Raw genomic sequence first — 20,103 nt, 5'->3', positions numbered from 1 at the left:
TCAGATCAGATTGCTCCGTTAATTCACAAGTGGCGGATATATAAAAAATCAGCAGGGATTCTTACATTGGAGCTCCTCGTTCAAGCGCAAAACAGGTTTCTTTATCCCGATATCCAGCTACATAAAACTGCTTATCCTACTTGTGGTGATGCTCACGCAGGCTGCAGCACCGTCGTACTCTCAGAGCGCAGATCTGGACACCTTAGAGGTAACTCTCGCTGATAGTGATACAACTTTTTTTCTCGGATTTCTGATCGATTGGGAAACCGTGGAGGTAATGTCGGATGACCTGGAAATCAACTCTGATTGGTGGACGTTTGATCCGCATAGCGGAATGATATCATTTCACATCCCTGAAGAGATTTTTTTGGAATACACAGAGGTCGCAATCACCTATGAAAAACCACTGTTTGATATTACTCAGAGTTTCCGTCTCAGAGAATTTCAGGTGATTGATGATACACTTCAGGGTATGACCGGAATCGATGAACCTGTCAGGCGCCAGATTCTTACCGGCGATGATTTGTTTGGAGAGGCCGATCTGTCACAAAGTGGCAGCTTAACCCGGGGTTTTACCGTTGGAAACCGGCAGGATTTAGCACTGGACAGCGGCTTACGGCTCGATCTGAGTGGAAACATCACGGACGAAATTACGATCCTGGCATCTCTCACGGATCGGTCGACCCCCATTCAGCCGGATGGCACGACTCAAACTATTCGTGAGTTCGACAGGGTGTACATCCAGCTTCAGGCTCCCGTTGGAGAACTTGAACTGGGTGATGTGGATATTCGGTACGATCAAAGCCGGTTTGCACGCATCAATCGGAGAGTACAGGGTGCGGTAGGATCCGGCACCACGCCTGTCGGTGATTTTGGTGGCGGAGCTTCGGTTGCAAGAGGGCAGTTTCGAACACAGCGGTTCAATGGTCTCGAAGGTGTGCAGGGGCCGTACCGGTTATCTGGCGCAGAGAACGAGGCATTTATTATTGTGATTGCAGGTTCAGAAACAGTTTATATCGACGGCAATGAAGTAAACCGGGGTGCTGAAAATGAATATATTATCGATTATAGCCTGGGTGAAATTACGTTCACAAACAACCTGGTGGTGACGGATGAAACCCGAATTGTAGTGGAGTTTCAATATATCACTCAAAATTTTACGCGCACTCTGTTTACAGCACGCGGCAGCGAAGATAACCTGGCTGGGGGAAGATTGTCGGTTGGGGCGACTTACATTCGTGAGGCGGATAACAAGAACCCGGCAACACAGTTGAATCTTTCTGATGAAGATATCGACAGGCTCAGAAATCTTGGAGATGATCAGGATGAGCTTTTTGTAAGCGGGGCTGATTCCGTTGGATTCCGGGAAGACGCTCAGTATTTGCAATACGCAAGGGTTGATACAGTATATAATGGGGAAGTGTACGAAATTTTCAGGCATCTGCCCGGGGATCCGCGAGGCGTATACAGGGTGCGATTCTCAAATCTTGGCGAAGGAAATGGATCATATCGAAGAGTGGGTGGTGCGGTGAATGGTATTTTATATGAGTGGGCCGGACCGGGACAGGGAAGATATGAGCCGGTAATCAGGCTGCAGGCCCCGAAGAGTCACCAGATGGTGTCGCTGAACTCATCTTTTCAATTAAGTGAGCATATTCAGCTGAGCGGGGAATGGGCCATAAGTGAGTTCGATCCGAACCGTTTCTCAGAAACCGGCAGCGGAAACGTGGATCATGCAGTGAACGGCGAACTTTCGATAGCCGGCATTGAATCGCGAATGGGCACATTTGATGCCGGAATCGAACAGAACTACATCGGCGAACAGTTTGAGTTTTTTGATCGTCCCCGGGTTATTGAGTTTGATCGCCGCTGGAATATCCAGCGAGAAGAGGATGGCGATCAGGAGCGCGAAACAACGATCTATGCCGGCCTGACCAGGGATACCGGTTCACGTCTTCGATTAAACGCTGGAGAGCTTCAGCGCAACAGGTTCGAGGGCAGGCGGGCAGAAGGTGAACTTCAGCTGCAGGAATCGGGAGTACCACAAATTTTCACCACGGCAAGTTATGTAAACAGCCGGGATGAAATCCTTAACCGCAGGGGGGACTGGCTGAGAAACCGGGGTACGATCCGTCAGGATTTTTCTGTGAACCAATCGACAGTAACTCCGTTTTTTCACTGGGAGGCTGAAAACCGGGATCAGCGTACACTTGATGGGGATCTGCTCTCAGAATCACTCCAGTTTTACGATCTCAATCCCGGCCTGCAGCTTCAACTTTCTTCATTAATGCTGGAAGGGGGGCTTGGATATCGAAGGAACCGGCGTCCGTTGGATAATCAACTTGCGGATGAATCTGTGAGCCGTTCACAGCGATTTCGGATGGAATACAGACCATCAGACAGTTTCAGAACTGAAAATAGCGTGCAGTTTCGTCAAAAAACGTTTGAAAATGAATTTCAGCAGGAGAGTGCCGCGCCAAGAAGCCGGGGAGTACTCATGCGTTCAGCAACGAATTACTCATTGCTGAATAATCTGGCGGACGGAGAGCTATTTTACGAAGCCAACACCGAGCGCAGAGCACTTCTGCAGGAAACGTATATCGAAGTAGGGCCTGAACTTGGCCAGTATGTCTGGATTGACCTGAATGAAGACGGGGTTCGGCAGGTTGATGAATTCTTTCCGGAGGTCACACCCAATGAGGGGACATACATTCGGCAGTTTGTGCCATCCGATGAACTTCTTCCCGTGATCGATGTAACGTTAAGGGCAAGAAATGAGTTTCGGATCGGCGAGATGATCGCACACTTGCGGGGAAGAGATACGGGAGCACTTGAGCATCTTGTACTTCGGTCGTTATTTGAAATCAGGGAAACCAGCCGGGAAGAAGAGCTCCGGAAAGTTTATTTTCTGAACCGATCTGTCCTGCTCGATGAAGAAACTTCCATTAACGGTCAGCAATTTTTTCGGCAGCGGCTAAGCTGGAGAAGTGAAGAACGCACAGCAGAAGCTTCGATGTCCTACAATCAATCAAACAGTCTGTTTCAGCGCGCAGCAGGAGTACAGACTGCAAAAAATCGTGAAATGCTGTTTGAAGGAGAATTGCAGGTAAGCAGGCCACTGCGACTGTTGTCACAATTTCGTATGCTCGAAAGTGAAAATCAAAACTCACGCTTTTCATCCCGAAACTTTAATATCTCAGGTTTTGAGGCAGAACCGGGTTTCAGTTTATTTATTAATCGTTCCGCACAAACCGAATTCAGGACACTCTATGGCTTTAAGCGGAACCGTGCCCCGGGTGGTGATGCATCAGCACGAACTATTTCAGTAGAGAACCGCACACAGCTTTTTCTCTTCAATAGAATTCAAAACCGGCTGCGGCTGCAACTGAGGCGCACTATAATCGACGGGCCGGCAGCCGGACAAGCGGAATTTGAATTAACAGACGGCATTGGAACGGGTACAAATATCGTATGGAGTTTAAACAGTGATTACCGCGCAACATCACTCGTTCGGTTATCTTTGCAGTACAATGGAAGGACTACAGCACAAAATCAAATAATTCAAACATTACGTTTGGTAGTTAGTGCTGTGTTCTAATATATTGTAGCCAAGCTTTATTAACTGCTGAAGCTTAATGTATAGAAAGGTTTCGGAGTATTGTGGCTCAATCTCGCAATGAATTGCAGATGAGCCGGAATATAATTGTTAAAATTACACTTCAGTTTTTCTAAAATTCTCAGCTGGTTAATAAATCTCATTTTAAATCATTGATATGCGAATGATTAGATCAATATAATATTGTTAAAACCCATACTACGTTTTGACATTTAGTTTCAAATGATCTATCATTTTGCTTTAAATTAAGCCCAAAACCAAAACATAACGCGGAGTAATCTTATGACTTCACTTTTAGCTCAGTCTGTTCTTCAAATGGGAGCGGATCTCGGATATTTTTTCCTACAGGCAGGAACTGATGCTGGCTTCTTTAACGTCTTAGTAGAAAAATTCAACGAAGGTGAGGAGTGGATGTGGCCTGTGCTGATCGCTCTCATTTTGGGCCTTGCAATTTTTCTCGAGAGAGTAATCACTCTCAATCTTGCTGATATTAACACAAGAAAATTTATTCTCGATGTTCAGCAAGCTCTTCAAGACGGTGGGATTCCGGCAGCCCAGGAACTTTGCGCACAAACAAGAGGTCCAATCGCTTCTGTATTTCAGGCCGGACTTATGCGCGCTGATGAAGGAGTTGAAGCCGCGGAAAAAGCAATTACAACCTACGGCTCCATTGAGATGAGCTTCCTTGAACGAGGACTTGTGTGGCTTGCGCTTTTTATTGCGATCGCCCCTCTGCTTGGATTCCTTGGAACTGTTGTAGGTATGATTGAGGCGTTTGACGCTATTGAAGCAGCAGCTGATATCTCACCAAGTCTTGTTGCACGTGGTATTAAAATTGCACTTTTGACAACAGCAGCCGGTCTTCTCGCAGGTATTATTCTGCAGATTGGTTATAACTACTGCGTGTCTAAGATCGATCGAATAATTGCAGATATGGAAGAGAGCTCCATTACGCTGATCGATTCCATTATTTTAATGAAAGAAGGCAAGCCAATTGTTGTAGTTAAAGATGATCAGGTATCTGACGAAGACGAAGTGTAATTATAATCTCAATTTAACCACACCAACAGGTATAACTTATGGTTGAAACAATAGCAATTGGACTTGGATTGGGATTGATTGCAATCGGTGCGATATTAGCACTGGCTGCAGGCATACGCAACGTAGCACAGGGACGCGCAAGCCTTAAAAAGGTGAGCGTGATGATTGTACCGCTTGCGATATTTGGTATCTGTTACGCAATTTTAAACAGCGTCGACAGAGCGGCTATGCTCACTCTTGTGATCATGATGTCGCTTATGGCTCTGGCTATCGTGATATCAAGTACAAGAAGAACATTTAATCTCTAAGCGATGCTCAATAAACAACAACGTAGAGAAGAACCGGAAATCAATGGTTCATCACTGGCGGATATCGCATTTTTGCTTTTGATATTCTTCCTTGTGGTAACAACCATTGATGTGGACGCCGGTATCGGAATGACATTACCTCCGATTCCGGATGATATTGAGCCGCCACCGGTTCGTGAAAGAAACCTCCTGAACATTCTTGTGAATGCTCAGGGAATGGTGCTTCTCGATGAAGAACCTGCCGCAATATCTGAAATCAGGCAAAGGGTCATGGATTTTGTTGACAATCCAACGAACGATCCAAACTTGTCAGAATCACCGGATGATGCGATCGTATCCATCAAAACCGACAGGCGAACACCGTATAACGTTTATATCGATATGCTCGATGAAGTGATGGGGGCGTACGCAGAATTGCGGAATGTCGCCTCTCAGAATCGTTTTGGTGTTCCATACTCGGCACTTGAGGATGACAGTGTTCAACAGGACGAGATTCGGGACATGTATCCCCGACGAATATCAATCGCTGAACCGGATGAGGGCTAACTTATGAGTAGATTTAAAAAGAAGCAGGCGAAAACGAAACAGGGGGTGCCAACCTCTGCGATGCCGGATGTTGTATTCATGTTGCTTATTTTCTTCATGGTTACAACGGTACTTCGTGAGGTTGAACTGCAGGTACAGATTGAGTATACCTCGGCTGAAAATATAGAGAAGATCGAGCAGAAAAGGCTCGTTAGCTATATTTATATCGGCCCGCAACGCCTTGGTGGCGGACAACTTGGTGAAACCCGCGTTCAGATTGATGATACCCTGATAGATGATATGGGGTCGATCCGTAATATCATGTATGATAAACTGATGGACGAGCCCAGGCTCATTGTTTCTCTTCGCGTAGATGCAGACTCCGAATTTGGCATCGTAACCGATGTTCAGCAGGAACTCAGGCATGCAGGAACACTGCGTATCAACTATTCAACACTTCGCGAAATTTAGTCTGATACGAATCAAAAATTATCGATTCCCGGTTTTAACCGGGAATCTTTTTCAAACGATCAAAAGGCGTCTACACTTTGTGTAAATGCCTTTTTTTATTTTATTAAAATCCCATTCATGAAAAAAAACGATTTTAAAACAATTCAGGAGATCGGTTTTGCCCGATTTGTTGAACGACTCTCAAAATTCACCGGATCAGTTTCAAAGGAAACAGAACTCGGAATGGGGGATGATGCTTCACTCTTCAATGTTCAGGAAGGCTGCCAAATCACAACGTCTTCGGAAATCTTTTTAGAAGGGGTTCATTTTGATCTGACCTACACTCCATTCAAACATTTAGGATATAAAATTGTTACGGCTGCTGTAAGTGATATTTATGCGATGAATGGTCAGCCAAAAACAATAAATATAAATCTCGCTGTTCCCAATCGGTATTCGGTACAGATGATGGAACAGCTTTACGAAGGAATTGATGCAGCATGTAAAGACTATGGGGTACAGATCACGGGTGGTGATACAACTGCATCTCATCAAATATTAGTCGTTTCTGTTTCTGTTACCGGCGAAGTGGAAAAAGGATCTGCTGTAAAACGGTCTGATGCTGAAGAAGATAACATTATATGCGTGACTGGTGAACTGGGCGCAGCGATGGCTGGTCTGAGAATTTTACTAAGAGAAAAAAAAACATGGCAAGAGAGCGGCAGTGACCATTTTCAACCTGATCTTGAAAAATATGAGTTTGTTGTTCAGCGCCAGCTGGTGCCTAAAGCGCGGTTTGATCTGATCGAAAGTTTTAAAAACACAGGTATTCGTCCTACAAGCATGACGGATGTCACGAAAGGTGTTGTTAATGACCTTCAAAATATAGCCAGAAGTTCCAATATGGGGGTTCAAATGTATTCACCGGCTGTTCCCATTTCTTTTGAGGTTCGGAATGTAGCCGATGAGATGCAGGAAGATGTTGATAAATACGCATTTTATGGCGGCGAAGATTTTGAGATGCTATTTACACTCAAAGAAGAAGATGTTGAAAAGCTAAAAACAGAATTTGAGGATTTTGCTGTTATTGGTAAAATTGTGGGACGCGAAAAACAGTTTGTGATCAATACCGGGGAAGAAGAGACCATAAAATTTGATCTTTTTGAAACATAATCAATGCTTATAACCGTTATCCTTTCAGTTTACCCACTGTGTTATACTTTCTAAGCACTTCCAGACCGGTGTATCCTCACCAAACGGATTACAATCGTTGACTATAGCAACTTTCGAAAAACTTTATTTCCGTGAAAAAATCTTCAGAACCCATTCTGATAATGTATAATTCTGCAGAAAAAACACTATCTTTAGGGTTGCTAAGATATTCAAAAAAGTTAAATGACTAAAAAACAGACATCCAAAAATTCTTCTAACTCCGGTTCAAACAAAAACGAAAAAAAGAAAGCACCTCGTTTTCCAATCTGGATCTACGTTGTTCTGTTTCTCGTTTTAATTGGATTTAATTTTCTTGTTGCTCCCGGTGACAGCTCTGAAAGAATAAAATATAGTGAGTTCCTGGAGTATGTTCAGGAGGGGTATGTACAGGAAATCCTGATTATTAACAACACAGAGATTGAAGGGGAATACTCTGAAAAAGCTATTGAAGAAGGAATAGTTGAACGCCCTGAGCAGGAAGAAAGCAGGTGGCGTTCATCTGAACCCTCCGGACCTAAATTTACCACCACAATGCTTGAGGGTGATGAAGTCAGGGCTATGTTTGATGAATATAACGTAGTGTATGACGTGAGAGTCGAAGAGAACTGGTGGAGCGGAATCTTTATCTGGCTGATTCCTATAGCGCTTATTATTGCCTTCTGGATTTTTATCTTCAAGCGAATGAATCCGGGGCAGCAGGTTCTAAATATTGGCAAAAATAAAGCCTCTCTTTACGACAAACAGACCGAGAGCAAAGTTTCTTTCCAGGATGTTGCCGGACTCGAAGAAGCAAAGGCAGAAGTCGAAGAGGTTGTCGAATTTTTGAGCAATCCTAAGAAATTTACAAATCTTGGCGGCAGCCTTCCCAAAGGTGTGCTGCTTGTCGGCCCTCCGGGAACAGGTAAAACACTGCTTGCCAAAGCGACAGCGGGTGAAGCCGATGTGCCGTTTTTCTCACTCAGTGGGTCCGATTTTGTTGAGATGTTTGTAGGTGTTGGTGCTGCCCGTGTACGTGATCTGTTTAAACAGGCCAAGGAAAAAGCTCCGTGTATTGTATTCATTGATGAGATTGATTCAATCGGGCGATCGCGGGGAAGTGGTATGCAGATGAACTCTAATGATGAACGTGAAAATACGCTCAATCAGCTATTGAGTGAGATGGACGGTTTTAACTCCGATAATGGTGTAATCATTATGGCGGCAACAAACCGCCCGGACGTTCTCGACTCCGCACTTTTGCGCCCGGGACGTTTTGACCGGCAAATTCTGATCGATAAACCCGATCTGAAAGGACGGATGCAGGTACTGGAAGTCCATGTTGAAAAGCTGAAGCTTTCAGATGATATCGATTTAAAAGTACTCGCATCACAAACTCCGGGATTCGCAGGGGCTGAACTTGCAAACCTGTGTAACGAGGCAGCATTAATGGCTGCAAGACGAAATAAGAAAGCCGTGGAAATGGTTGATTTCCAGGATTCTATTGAACGGGTTGTGGCTGGTTTAGAGAAAAAGAATAAACTGATCAATCCAAACGAACGTAAAATTGTTGCGTATCACGAGGCGGGTCATGCAATTGTGGGCTGGTATCTGGAACATACCGATACGGTACTAAAAGTGAGTATTGTGCCGCGTGGGCTTGCTGCTTTAGGCTATACGCTGCAAACACCACTTGAAGACCGGTTCCTGATGACTACTGAAGAACTAAACGATAAAATTTGCGCACTGCTTGGCGGCCGTGTGGCTGAAGAGATTATCTTTGGTAAGATTTCTACCGGTGCTCAGAATGATCTTGAACGGATTACCACTATGGCATTTGCAATGGTGGCAGAATATGGAATGAGTGAAGAGCTGGGATACCTTTCACTTAAAGATTCCAATAATCCGAATAATAGTTATGGATTTAACAAAAAGTACTCTGAAAAAACGGCCCAGAGAATTGATATGGCCATTCAGGAGATCATAAAAACTAATTATAAACGAACATTTGATCTGCTGAAAGATCACCAGGATAAACTGGAGAAAATGGCTGAAACCCTGCTGGATAAAGAGGTGATCAACCATCACGATATCCGAGACCTGTTAGGCGACCGTCCCACAGGAAATTATCCGGAAGGAATTTTTGAAACGAATGACACTTCGAAAAAAGCAGTTACAAATGGCTCGAGTTCCGAAGAAAAAGAAAAAAAGGATAAGAGCAACGGACCTGAACAGCTCGATCTGATGTCGGAAAAAGAGGAAGAGAAAAGTGAATCTGAATCTGTGAAAGAACAGCCTGAAGAACCACAGGATAAAAAAAAGGAACAGACTAAAGAAGACGTGTAACACTTTTATTACTTAAGAATACTCAACGTAGGCTGAATTCATATAGAATTCAGCCTTTTTTTCTGTCCGCCATACACTTAGAGCAGCAATAATACTCACGTTCAATACAGAAAAAATAGAGTAAGTGAGGGTTTTGCAAAACCAGGGATTTTGTCATAGTTCAAGACCAGAGTGGAATCGGAACCGGAGCGTATATACAATACGTGAGGATTTCGATTCCACGATAACGCCGAAATTTGACGAAAGCACGGTTTTCCAAAGCCCTCTAAGTGAAGGTTACATTAAGAACACATTAAGAGAACAATTTGTTAACAAGCCGGTAATAGTGTTGAAACATTGCCCGTGTAACTTGCTGTCCAGCACATCATTAACTGACAAAAAAAAGGACAGTGAAAACACGAATTCAATTTACAATCATTCTTGCAGCACTCCTTTCTGCTGTAAGTTTAGTTGATACGACAGATCTTTACGCACAACCAACACTATCAGACGGTGTACGGATTGTTGGCAGAGTAGTTGATAGCAGCACCGGTGAACCTTTACTTAGTGCCACGATATATGTGGAGGAAACTGAACAGGGTGCAGTAACGGACCTGGATGGTTACTTCTCTATAGGGAACGTGGAACCGGGTCTGTATACGCTTCGAGTCAGTTATGTTTCATATGCAACCAAGGTGATAACTGATGTTGAAGTTGAGAGCGGACAAACATTACGGCTTGAAGTAGATCTGCAGCAAGCCACTTCCGAAATGGATGAAGTGATAGTTTCTGCCAGAGTCATGCGAAATAATGAGGCTTCGCTTTTGTCGTTGAGACAAAAATCTATGGTTGTCAGTAACGCAATCAGTGCAGAGCATATCAGTCGCTCTGGTAGTTCGAACGCTGCAGACGCCATGGAAAAAGTCTCCGGAGCAAGTGTATTGGATGGCAAGTATGTTTACGTTCGCGGGCTTGGCGACCGTTACATGAATACCAACATGAACGGCTCTAAGATTCCATCATCCGATCCTGATAAAAATGCTGTTCCATTTGACTTGTTTCCATCTTCTCTCCTGGAAAATATCACCACAACTAAATCTTTCACACCAGATCTGCCGGGAGATTTTACAGGTGGATCTGTAAACATTCAGACGAAAGATTATCCTGACAGATTTGAGATAAAATTATCTGCTTCAAGCGGGTTCAACACAGCAGTTGGGGCAGGAGGCGATATGCTTTTATATGATGGCGGACGAACCGGGATATTTGGGAACCCGGGATCGAACAGACAGATACCCGAAGCTGTTTTAAGCGCCAATAATATTCCACCTTTATCTTCATCTTTTACCAATGAAGAAAACGCCCTTGAGCTGGATCGCTTAACCAAATCATTTAGCTCAGTGATGGCACCAAGAGAGATAAAGGCCCCATTTGATCAAAGTTTTTCTGCGTCGGCAGGAAATCAATTCGATCTGTTTGGAAAACCACTTGGTATCATGGCTGCCTTCAGCCAGTCAAAAGATATATCTGGCTATACGGATGGGGAATCAGCCCGGTATCAGCTCACGAGTAATGCAGCAACAACAGAAGGACTTTCCAATCAATTTCTTTTAAACGATCAGTATGGAAAAGAGGAGGTGTTGTGGGGCGGAATGGTCAATCTGGCATACAGCCCGCTGAGAAATCATAAAGTTGGGGTCAACTATATGTACAGCAAAAATGTAGAATCGTCAGCAAGATTCTTATCAGGTCCGTTTACACGGGATTTGCCTGAGGACGGAATATTTGAGACCCGTGTACTGAAATATACTGAACGATCACTGAATTCGGTTCAACTAAAAGGAGAGCATCAGCTTTTTGGGGAGAGAAATGGAATCCGTGTTGAATGGAATGCCAACAGATCAACAACAGAGCAGAATGAACCAGATCTTCGGTTCTTTACAAATGACGTTCTGACCCGGCAGCGTTCGAATGGAGATTTTGATACGACCTACCAGGTCAGTACATCTATTTACCCAAGGCCCACCCGGTATTTCAGGGATCTGCAGGAAGAAAACCGATCGCTTGATGCATTTGTAGAAATCCCACTCGACAATGTCACTAATACAAGAACAAGGGTGAAATTTGGTGGAAGCTTGAGTGAAAAAGAACGTGAATTTAACGATCGCGAATTTCAGCTCGCACAAGACAGATTTAACTACACTGGGGACCCAAATCAGTTTTTCGCCCCTGAAAACTTAGGAATTGATGAAGAGAGATCAAACGAGAGTTTCTTTCGTTTTAATCATTATCTGATTGATAATACCCAACGCCGAAACAGTTATTCCGGAAATCAAACCGTTCAGGCTGCATTTGGAATGGCTGAAATGACTCTTTTTGACCGCTTAAGGGTATCGGGCGGGGTGAGATTGGAAACGACGGAAATTAACGTAGCCAGTGCAGATACAGCTCTTACAGCAGGGAGAATTGACGAAAAAGATCTTTTGCCATCAGTCAGCATTGTGTATGAACTTTTTGATAACATCAATCTGAGACTCGCTTACGGGAAAACGCTAGCCCGGCCTACATTCAGGGAGATGGCTCCGTTTGCTTCATTTGATTTTGTGAATTCCAATATTGTTGTTGGCAACCCTTCACTTCAGCGAACACTGGTTCAAAACTACGACTTCAGATTCGAATGGTTTCCAAGACCGGGTGAGCTGTATGCCATCAGTTTATTCATGAAAGATTTCGATAAGCCAATCGAAAAAGTGTTTAATCCAATCGCAGCAGCTTCCAATCCTGAAATCCAATTCAGAAATGTTGGTGAAGCAAGAGTTTATGGAGTTGAATTTGAATTACGTAAACAACTCGATCAGCTTTCAGGAATCTTCCAAAACTTTGATGTGGGGCTGAACCTGACCTTTGTCCATTCCGAAGTGAGCATAGCTGACGATGAGCTACAGTTAATCCGGGCGCTTAATCCCGGCTCCGGCAGTAAACGACCGCTACAGGGACAGTCCCCTTATGTAGTGAATACAGATATTACCTACAGTAACCCGTCTATCGGCACCGTAATGAGTCTGTTCTACAATGTATTCGGGCCAAGAATGTCGGAAGTAAGCGTGGGTGGTACCCCAAACGTGTTTGAGTACTCAAGAAATCAACTGGATTTTATTGCAGAACAGAGAATTTTTGGTGAGATGAAAATAAACGCATCTGTCAAGAATATTCTGAACGAAGAGTTCAGAAAGGGGCATGAATTTAAAGGTAATGACTTTTTTGTACAGCGCTACCAGCTGGGTCGTTCGCTATCGCTGGGAGTCAGCTACTCTTTTTAAATAATGCTTCAACCAAAAACAGCTAATCATAAATCAACCCTAAAAAACCAACCAATCAAATATGAAATACAAAATTGCTTCCATATTAACATTTCTCTTGCTGCTGTTACCAAATTTGGTAATTGCACAGGCTGAAGTAACCTTGAACGATGCTTCGATCAATCCGGGAGAGACGCTAACGCTGACAAATGATACAATCTATCTTCTGGATGGATTTGTGTTCGTGGAAGAGGGTGCGGTACTAAACATCGAGCCGGGAACTGTGATTAAGGGCCTTCCCGGAACCGGTGCCGAAGCCAGTGCACTGATTGTAGCGCGTGGTGGAAAGATCTTCGCTGAAGGTACATCTACGCAGCCAATTATCTTTACTGCTGAAGCCGATGAACTCAATGGCAATCTACCGCTGGATGTCAATGGTCTGTGGGGTGGAGTGATCATCCTGGGTAATACCACGCTGAACTCAGAGCCCGGTGAAACGGTGATTGAAGGGATTCCGTCTACAGAAACCCGGGGAATCTACGGGTGCGGGGTTACCATGGATTGCGATGACGATGATGATTCCGGTGTGTTCCGATACGTTTCAATTCGCTATGGCGGCTCCGAAATTGGTGCCGGTAATGAGATCAACGGGTTGACGATGGGCGGTGTAGGGCGTGGCACCACTATTGAATATGTAGAAGTGTTTAACAACTTTGATGATGGTTTTGAATGGTTTGGCGGAACGGTAAATACCCGTTACCTGGTGGCCGCGTTTGCCGGTGATGATTCCTTTGATTACGATGAAGGATTCCGCGGGAAAGGCCAGTTCTGGTTTGCAATCCAGGGATCCGATGCCGACCGGGCAGGGGAGCACGATGGCGGAACTGACCCGGAAGATGGCCAGCCGTATGCAACTCCGTTGATTTACAATGTCACCTATATTGGAAGCGGAGCAGATGACCCGCGCAATAATGATGCTCTCATCTTTCGGGATAATGCCGGTGGTTACTATTACAATTCCATCTTCACTGATTTTGGCGGCCGCGGGATCACCATTGAAGATCTGGAATCAGGTCAGGACAGTCGTCAGCGGCTCGATGATGGAGAGCTGGATCTTGCCAACAATATCTGGTGGAATTTTGGCGCCGGCAACAATGCAGAAGATTTTATCCCCCAGGATTTTGTACGCGATGCGTTGTTGGCATCTGGCAAGTTCAATGAAGTTGCCGATCCGCAGCTCGAAGGCATCAGCCGAACGAATGACGGAGGATTAAATCCATTACCTAATACTTCAGGTCCGGCATTTCAAAATGTTCGTCCCATACCTGAAGATGATGATTTCTTCACTGAAGTTGATTACCGGGGTGCATTTGGCCTTGAAAACTGGGCCAGCGGATGGACTGCTATTTCTGAACTTGGAATTCTGGCAGCCGTTTCCACAAATACAGAAGAACAGGTTTCTCAGCTGCCAACATCAATTGAACTTTCCCAAAATTATCCAAACCCATTTAACCCAACTACTCAAATATCCTTTACACTACCACAAAATGAGAACGTAAAACTTGAAGTATTTGAGATTACCGGGCGACGAATTGCAACATTGGTAGATGGAGTTCAGCAGGCAGGTACGAACACAGTGAGTTTTGACGCTTCAAATCTTTCCAGTGGCATGTACATTTACAGGCTGCAAAGTAATAGTGCTACAATTACGAGGAAGATGACATTGTTAAAATAAAAAAAGAAACCACGATTAGGTTCACTGTCCGGTGAATCTGATTGGTGTGCTGAACACCAAAAGGCTCTGGGAAACCAGAGCCTTTTTTATAAATAATTGGCCCGTTACAGGTAACAACCGAAAAAAGGAAGGCCTCAGATATATGGATTCCTAAATCGTAAACTTATCATTATTATATATTTTTGATGGTAACATGAAGTTAATCCAGACTCAATATTAAGGTGATTTAAAATCATAATTTTAGTAAAAGAAATTACTGCATGAACTTCATCTCTCAACATGAGATGAGCTGATCACAAGGAAAGTGCCGGGGAACCGGCACTTTTTTTTGGAACGATAAATAATTAACATCAGAGGGAACCCGCATCAGCTCGTCTGCGTTGTATCAGTCGATACAGAAATAAATACACAAACATTGATCTACGTAACGCGAAAATCCCATTTCAATGCGGCTCACAGGCTGCATAACCCCGATAAAACGGAAGAATGGAATGTCAAAACTTTCGGTAAATGCAACAATCCAAACTGGCACGGCCACAACTACCGGCTTGAGGTAACCGTTGCGGGTGAAGCAGATCCCGATACAGGTTATGTAATTGATCTCGGTGTATTAAAAAATATCATCCAAAAACGAATATTGGATAAGTGTGACCATAAAAATTTGAATCTGGAAGTCTCTTTTTTAAAAGGGATCAATCCAACATCAGAGAATTTGGTAAAAGCATTTTTCCAGGAACTTGAAGACGATATCAATGCGAAATCTTACGGATCTTCTTTTCTCTACTCCGTAAAATTGTATGAGACGGAAAGAAACATCGCAGAATATCGTCCTAACCCTCGCATTTAAAAGTGCTACAACTCTCAGAAGTATGATTACCACCCAGTTAAAACGATTCTACGACCCTACGTTCACAGTAACCGATCAGTACAAAGCCAGCCTGCCAGATCTTCAAAACGGACCATCTTCTCTGATTGAAGGAGCCAATGTGCCGATTCAGCAGGTAGGAATTTCTAACTTCAAACTTCCGCTTAAATATCCCACGCCGAGTGGTGAGCTGTTGACCCTGGAAACCTCAGTTGATGGTTACGTTGGTCTGGATGCCGGCAAAAAGGGAATTAACATGAGCCGCATTATGCGAACCTTCTATGATTTCAGAGACGAGGTGTTCTACCCGGGCAAATTAAAAGATCTTCTTGAGGCGTACCAAAGAGACCTCGATAGCCGTTCGGCTTTTCTGAAACTTTCATACAGCTACCCGATGATCAAAAAGAGCTTACGATCGGGACTTGAAGGATACCAGTATTACGATGTGTCCATCGAGGGAAAGCTGGATGAATATGGAAATTTCAGAAAGTTCATGCATCTCGATTTTGTCTACAGCAGCGCATGCCCCTGTTCATTTGAACTTGCAGAGCATGCACGCGAACAGCGCGATGTAGCAGCTATACCTCACAGCCAGAGAAGTGTGGCATCGATCTCTGTTGAGCTTTCGGATGATATTTTTGTCGACGAACTGGTTGAAATCAGCAGGGATGCGCTTCACACCGAAACACAGGTGATGGTAAAAAGAGAAGATGAACAGGCATTTGCAGAGATGAATGGAGCGTATCAAAAGTTTGTGGAAGACGCGGCAAGGCTCCTTTACGATAAACTTTCTGAGGAGGATCGAATCTACGATTTCTTGGTTCGGTGCGCCCACCTTGAAAGCCTTCACAGCCACGATGCGGTCAGCCGGATATGCAAAGGTGTGCCGAATGGGATGAGGTGATCAGAACTAATCGAAAGTCGCATTTGATAAAAAATAAAAAAGCTGTGCCGGTAAGATGGCACAGCTTTTTTTATAAATCGTTTTGTCGTTAAGATTTACCGAGAGCTTTTTCAATCAGTTTGAGCTGCTCAGCCTCGTGAATTTTTTTCTGACCCGCCGCAGGAGATGCCGAAGCATGGCGTCCTGCGTAAATCAGTTCGTGAGAAGAGGAGAGAAGTGCCTGAATACGAGGGGCAACAAACGACCAGCCACCCATATTTTTAGGCTCTTCTTGGCACCAGACGACCTGTTTGACGTTTTTATACGCCGATAACGCCCTGGTGATATCTTTGTTCGGAAATGGATAAAACTGCTCGAGTCTTGCAACGGCAATCGAGCCTTTATCCTCTTCTATCTCTTTCAGGATATCGTAGTACACTTTGCCTGAGCAAATAACCAGGCGCTCAACATTTTCTTTGTCTTCGCGGGCATCATCAATGAACGGCTGGAAAGAACCGTTGGCCAGCTCCTCCACACTACATACCGCTTGTGGATGCCGAAGCAAGCTCTTGGGCGACATAATAACCAGCGGTTTACGCTTGCTTTGAAGCACCTGTTTGCGGAGAGCGTGGTAATATTGCGCCGGATTTGTGAGATTTGCGACCTGCATATTATCTTCGGCACACAGCTGCAAAAATCGTTCGAGCCGTGCAGAAGAGTGCTCTGGACCTTGCCCCTCATAACCGTGTGGAAGCGTCATCACAAGCGACGATTGTTGCCCCCATTTTGCCTCAGAGGATGAGATATACTGATCGATAATAACCTGTGCTCCATTCACAAAATCTCCAAACTGAGCTTCCCAGATAACGAGCGCTTCGGGATTTTTGGCACTGTAGCCAAATTCATATCCCAGCGCGGCAAACTCACTCAGCAGACTGTTATAGGGATAAAACCGGGCCTGGTCTTCAGTGAGATGATTCAGTGGTACAAACCGTTGCTGGGTTTTTGTACCGTGCAGAACTACATGTCTGTGGCTGAAGGTACCCCGTTCCACATCCTGACCTGTTATTCGGATTGGGGTTCCCTTTTTGAGAAGTGAGCCAAAGGCAAGAGCCTCCGCAAAGCCCCAATCAATTTTCTTCTTGTTTTTCTTAGCGGCATCGGCACGTTTTGCGAGCTGACGCAACAGTTTTGGGTTGGCATCAAAATCAGACGGTACCGTATTCAGCTGAACGGCAATATCTTTCAGGTCATCCACGGGATATGTGGTATCGGGATATTCATCCCACTCTTTCTGACCGGTTTCTGATCGGTCGAGCATCTTTTCGGTAACTTCCAGGGCTGGAGAGCTCTTGGCATCTTCAAATGCCTGTTGCAGCAGCTCATCAAACTCATCAAAAATTTCCTGCATTTCCGATTCGGTGAACTCCCCCTTTCTGAGGAGCTCTTTCACATAGATATCACGCACTGCTTCGTGATTTTCAATCTCTTCGTACATTCCCGGTTGGGTAAACGCAGGTTCATCACCTTCGTTATGGCCGTGTTTTCTGTAGCAGATCAGGTCAATCACTACATCCTTGCCAAACTTCTGGCGATAGTCGAGAGCCATTTTAACTGCGTGAACCGCAGATTCGGGATTATCCCCGTTTACGTGAAAAATCGGGGCAAGAATCATTTTGGCGATATCCGAAGCGTATTCGGTAGATCGCGCATCACTCGGCAGCGTGGTAAAACCAATCTGGTTGTTAATGATAATGTGAATTGTACCGCCGGTTTCATATCCGCGAAGCTGCGACATGTTCAATGTTTCAGCCACGACACCCTGACCGGCAAAAGCGGCATCTCCGTGAATTAGAATCGGTGCAATTTTCTTCGATGGCTTTTCATCTTTGCTCATATCCTGGAGTGCGCGGGTTGCACCCTCTACAACAGGATTTACCGATTCGAGGTGACTTGGATTCGGCAAAAGCTCGAGTCCGATCTCTTTTCCATCACCGGTCTTGAATGTGCCTTTTGTACCCAGGTGATACTTCACGTCGCCCGATCCCTGGATGGTGCTTGGATCGATGTTGCCTTCAAAATCAGCAAAGATTTTGCTGTAAGGCTTATTCAGAATGTTTACAAGAATATTCAGACGGCCGCGGTGAGCCATTCCGAGGAAGAACTTCTCGATATCATTTTCACCCGCCCGTTCCATGAGGAAATGCATCATGGGGATCATGGTTTCAGCACCTTCGAGCGAAAATCGTTTATGCCCGATGTACTTTTTATGCAAAAACTGTTCAAAGGCCATAGCCTGGTTCAGTTTATGCAGAATGTTCTCTTTGTCATCTTTTGAAAGATCGGGCGTATTGGTTGTGGATTCCATCTGCTTGCGGAGCCACTTGCGCTCATCCAGATCAAGGAGGTGCATATATTCCGCACCGATTTTACCACAGTACGTATCCCGCAGAAGTTTGATGATATCGCGCAGTTTGGCTGTTTTGAAACCTCCAAGACCGCCACAGTAAAATTCGCGGTCAAGATCCCAGAGTGTGAGGCCGTAATACTCAAGATCGAGTTCGGGGCCGTGTCCCGGAGACGCTTCGAGCGGATCGAGATCAGCCAGAACATGTCCCCGCATACGGTACATATTGATCAGGCGCCAAACGGCGATCGCCCGCCGATCGTGCTCCAGCGTGTTTGATCCGCCACTGAGCTGTCCCTGGTACTGATCTTCCCCGAACGGGAGAGGCTCGTATGGGATATCCAGATCTTTGAAAATCTTCTCATAAAATGTTTCTTCACCATTTAACAGCTGATGAATTTTTTGTAGAAATGAACCCGATTCAGCACCCTGAATAATTCGGTGATCGTAGGTACAGGTAATCGACATTACTTTACTAACGCCAAGCTGGTTGAGAACATCCTGCGCCATCGACTGAAATTCTGCCGGATAATTGATGGCGCCTGTAGCGATAATGGCACCCTGGTTCTGCATCAGGCGGGGTACCGATGAGACTGTACCAATGGTGCCGGGATTGGTAACACTAATTGTCGTATTCTGGAAATCCTTAATCTCAAGATTGCCGTTTCTCGCTTTATCGATCACTACAGCGTAGGCATAGAGGAACTCCTTAAAGTTCATTTTATCAACGCCCTTAATGTTGGGTACAACTAAATTTCTTGAACCGTCACGGGACTTCAGGTCTACCGCAATTCCCAGGTTCACCTGGCCTGGTTCAACTTTATAATGAGTTCCGTTTTTGCGTGTGTAATACGTATTCAGTGAAGGGAAATCCTTCAGCGCCTGGATCACAGCCCACGCTATAAAGTGGGTGAAAGAAGCTTTGGGTTCGCCATGCTGCAGCAGATGACGGTTGATGATTGCTCGATCTTCCGTGAGCATCTTCATCGGCAGTACCCGAAGTGATGTGGCAGTGGGCACTTGCAGGCTGTCATCCATGTTTTCAACAATCTTGGATGCCACGCCTTTAATTTTATGAAGTTCGGCCCCTTCAGGGATAGAAACTTCATCCGGTTTTTCTTTCTTTTGCTTTTCTTTCCGGGGTTTTTCCGGGGCTTTTTTTTGCTCTTCTTTTTTTACTTCCGGGGCTTTAGCACTGTCTCCGTTCAGTTCATCAAAATAGGTTCGCCAATGATCGGGTACCTTGTCGGGGTCTTCTTTATATTGGTTATATAATTCTTCTACCAGTGCAGAATTAGGTCCAAAAACAGCTTCTAAGGATTTCAAAATATTTGAATCTATGTTGGTTATGGTAATAACAGTATGTTCTGTAACAAAACTTTGGCCGTGAAGTTCTGAGGTGGGTAGATAAATTTCCCGAAAAGCCTTCAGAAACACTAAAAAGCGGTTGTTAAATTAACC

Annotated in this window: 12 protein-coding genes; 11 read left to right on the top strand and 1 reads right to left on the bottom strand. The window is 44.7% G+C overall.

What is annotated here, in order from left to right:
- The first annotated feature begins 148 nt into the window (after positions 1-148).
- From DYD21_RS09205 to folE2, 11 genes are all read left to right on the top strand, one after another.
- Positions 149-3,598 carry a hypothetical protein gene (locus tag DYD21_RS09205; RefSeq protein ID WP_116035629.1) on the top strand — a complete coding sequence of 1,150 codons (3,450 nt, stop codon included), beginning with the start codon at positions 149-151 and terminating at the stop codon, positions 3,596-3,598.
- A 333-nt stretch (positions 3,599-3,931) separates the two neighbouring features.
- Positions 3,932-4,657, top strand: coding sequence for a MotA/TolQ/ExbB proton channel family protein (locus tag DYD21_RS09200; RefSeq protein ID WP_116036324.1), 726 nt, complete (start codon positions 3,932-3,934; stop codon positions 4,655-4,657).
- A gap of 38 nt (positions 4,658-4,695) precedes the next feature.
- Positions 4,696-4,965 carry a hypothetical protein gene (locus DYD21_RS09195; protein WP_116035626.1) on the top strand — a complete coding sequence of 90 codons (270 nt, stop codon included), beginning with the start codon at positions 4,696-4,698 and terminating at the stop codon, positions 4,963-4,965.
- 3 nt (positions 4,966-4,968) lie between these two features.
- Positions 4,969-5,511: a biopolymer transporter ExbD gene (locus tag DYD21_RS09190; protein WP_116035624.1), complete on the top strand. Its 543-nt coding sequence runs from the start codon at positions 4,969-4,971 to the stop codon at positions 5,509-5,511.
- Between the two features lie 3 nt (positions 5,512-5,514).
- Complete coding sequence (locus DYD21_RS09185; protein ID WP_116035622.1) at positions 5,515-5,961, top strand: biopolymer transporter ExbD; 447 nt, start codon at positions 5,515-5,517, stop codon at positions 5,959-5,961.
- A 117-nt stretch (positions 5,962-6,078) separates the two neighbouring features.
- Positions 6,079-7,113, top strand: a complete 1,035-nt coding sequence (thiL, locus tag DYD21_RS09180) for a thiamine-phosphate kinase (RefSeq protein ID WP_116035619.1) — start codon at positions 6,079-6,081, stop codon at positions 7,111-7,113.
- Between the two features lie 222 nt (positions 7,114-7,335).
- The gene (gene ftsH, locus DYD21_RS09175; protein WP_116035616.1) at positions 7,336-9,474 is read left to right on the top strand and encodes an ATP-dependent zinc metalloprotease FtsH; all 2,139 of its coding nucleotides are present in this window, start codon (positions 7,336-7,338) and stop codon (positions 9,472-9,474) included.
- 389 nt (positions 9,475-9,863) lie between these two features.
- Positions 9,864-12,773: a TonB-dependent receptor gene (locus DYD21_RS09170; RefSeq protein WP_116035614.1), complete on the top strand. Its 2,910-nt coding sequence runs from the start codon at positions 9,864-9,866 to the stop codon at positions 12,771-12,773.
- Between the two features lie 61 nt (positions 12,774-12,834).
- Positions 12,835-14,487, top strand: a complete 1,653-nt coding sequence (locus DYD21_RS09165; protein ID WP_116035612.1) for a T9SS type A sorting domain-containing protein — start codon at positions 12,835-12,837, stop codon at positions 14,485-14,487.
- Positions 14,488-14,902: 415 nt separating this feature from the next.
- Positions 14,903-15,334 (top strand): 6-carboxytetrahydropterin synthase, encoded by a 432-nt coding sequence (locus tag DYD21_RS09160; RefSeq protein ID WP_116035609.1) that lies wholly within the window; start codon positions 14,903-14,905, stop codon positions 15,332-15,334.
- 22 nt (positions 15,335-15,356) lie between these two features.
- The gene (gene folE2, locus DYD21_RS09155) at positions 15,357-16,256 is read left to right on the top strand and encodes a GTP cyclohydrolase FolE2 (RefSeq protein ID WP_116035607.1); all 900 of its coding nucleotides are present in this window, start codon (positions 15,357-15,359) and stop codon (positions 16,254-16,256) included.
- 88 nt (positions 16,257-16,344) lie between these two features.
- On the opposite strand, the gene DYD21_RS09150 is transcribed toward folE2, so the two are convergent.
- A complete protein-coding gene (locus tag DYD21_RS09150; protein WP_116036321.1) occupies positions 16,345-19,968 on the bottom strand; it encodes a multifunctional oxoglutarate decarboxylase/oxoglutarate dehydrogenase thiamine pyrophosphate-binding subunit/dihydrolipoyllysine-residue succinyltransferase subunit in 3,624 nt (1,207 codons plus the stop codon).
- Positions 19,969-20,103: the final 135 nt, after the last annotated feature.

Source organism: Rhodohalobacter sp. SW132 (assembly GCF_003390325.1).
GTDB lineage: Bacteria > Bacteroidota > Rhodothermia > Balneolales > Balneolaceae > SW132.
Note: the sequence above shows the minus strand (reverse complement) of the source record. Positions and strands in the feature narration are given on the sequence as shown.

Coding starts and splice junctions, on each gene's coding strand:
- DYD21_RS09205 (WP_116035629.1), top strand. CDS start 149: ATGCTCACGCAGGCTGCAGCACCGTCGTACTCTCAGAGCGCAGATCTG.
- DYD21_RS09200 (WP_116036324.1), top strand. CDS start 3,932: ATGGGAGCGGATCTCGGATATTTTTTCCTACAGGCAGGAACTGATGCT.
- DYD21_RS09195 (WP_116035626.1), top strand. CDS start 4,696: ATGGTTGAAACAATAGCAATTGGACTTGGATTGGGATTGATTGCAATC.
- DYD21_RS09190 (WP_116035624.1), top strand. CDS start 4,969: ATGCTCAATAAACAACAACGTAGAGAAGAACCGGAAATCAATGGTTCA.
- DYD21_RS09185 (WP_116035622.1), top strand. CDS start 5,515: ATGAGTAGATTTAAAAAGAAGCAGGCGAAAACGAAACAGGGGGTGCCA.
- thiL (WP_116035619.1), top strand. CDS start 6,079: ATGAAAAAAAACGATTTTAAAACAATTCAGGAGATCGGTTTTGCCCGA.
- ftsH (WP_116035616.1), top strand. CDS start 7,336: ATGACTAAAAAACAGACATCCAAAAATTCTTCTAACTCCGGTTCAAAC.
- DYD21_RS09165 (WP_116035612.1), top strand. CDS start 12,835: ATGAAATACAAAATTGCTTCCATATTAACATTTCTCTTGCTGCTGTTA.
- folE2 (WP_116035607.1), top strand. CDS start 15,357: ATGATTACCACCCAGTTAAAACGATTCTACGACCCTACGTTCACAGTA.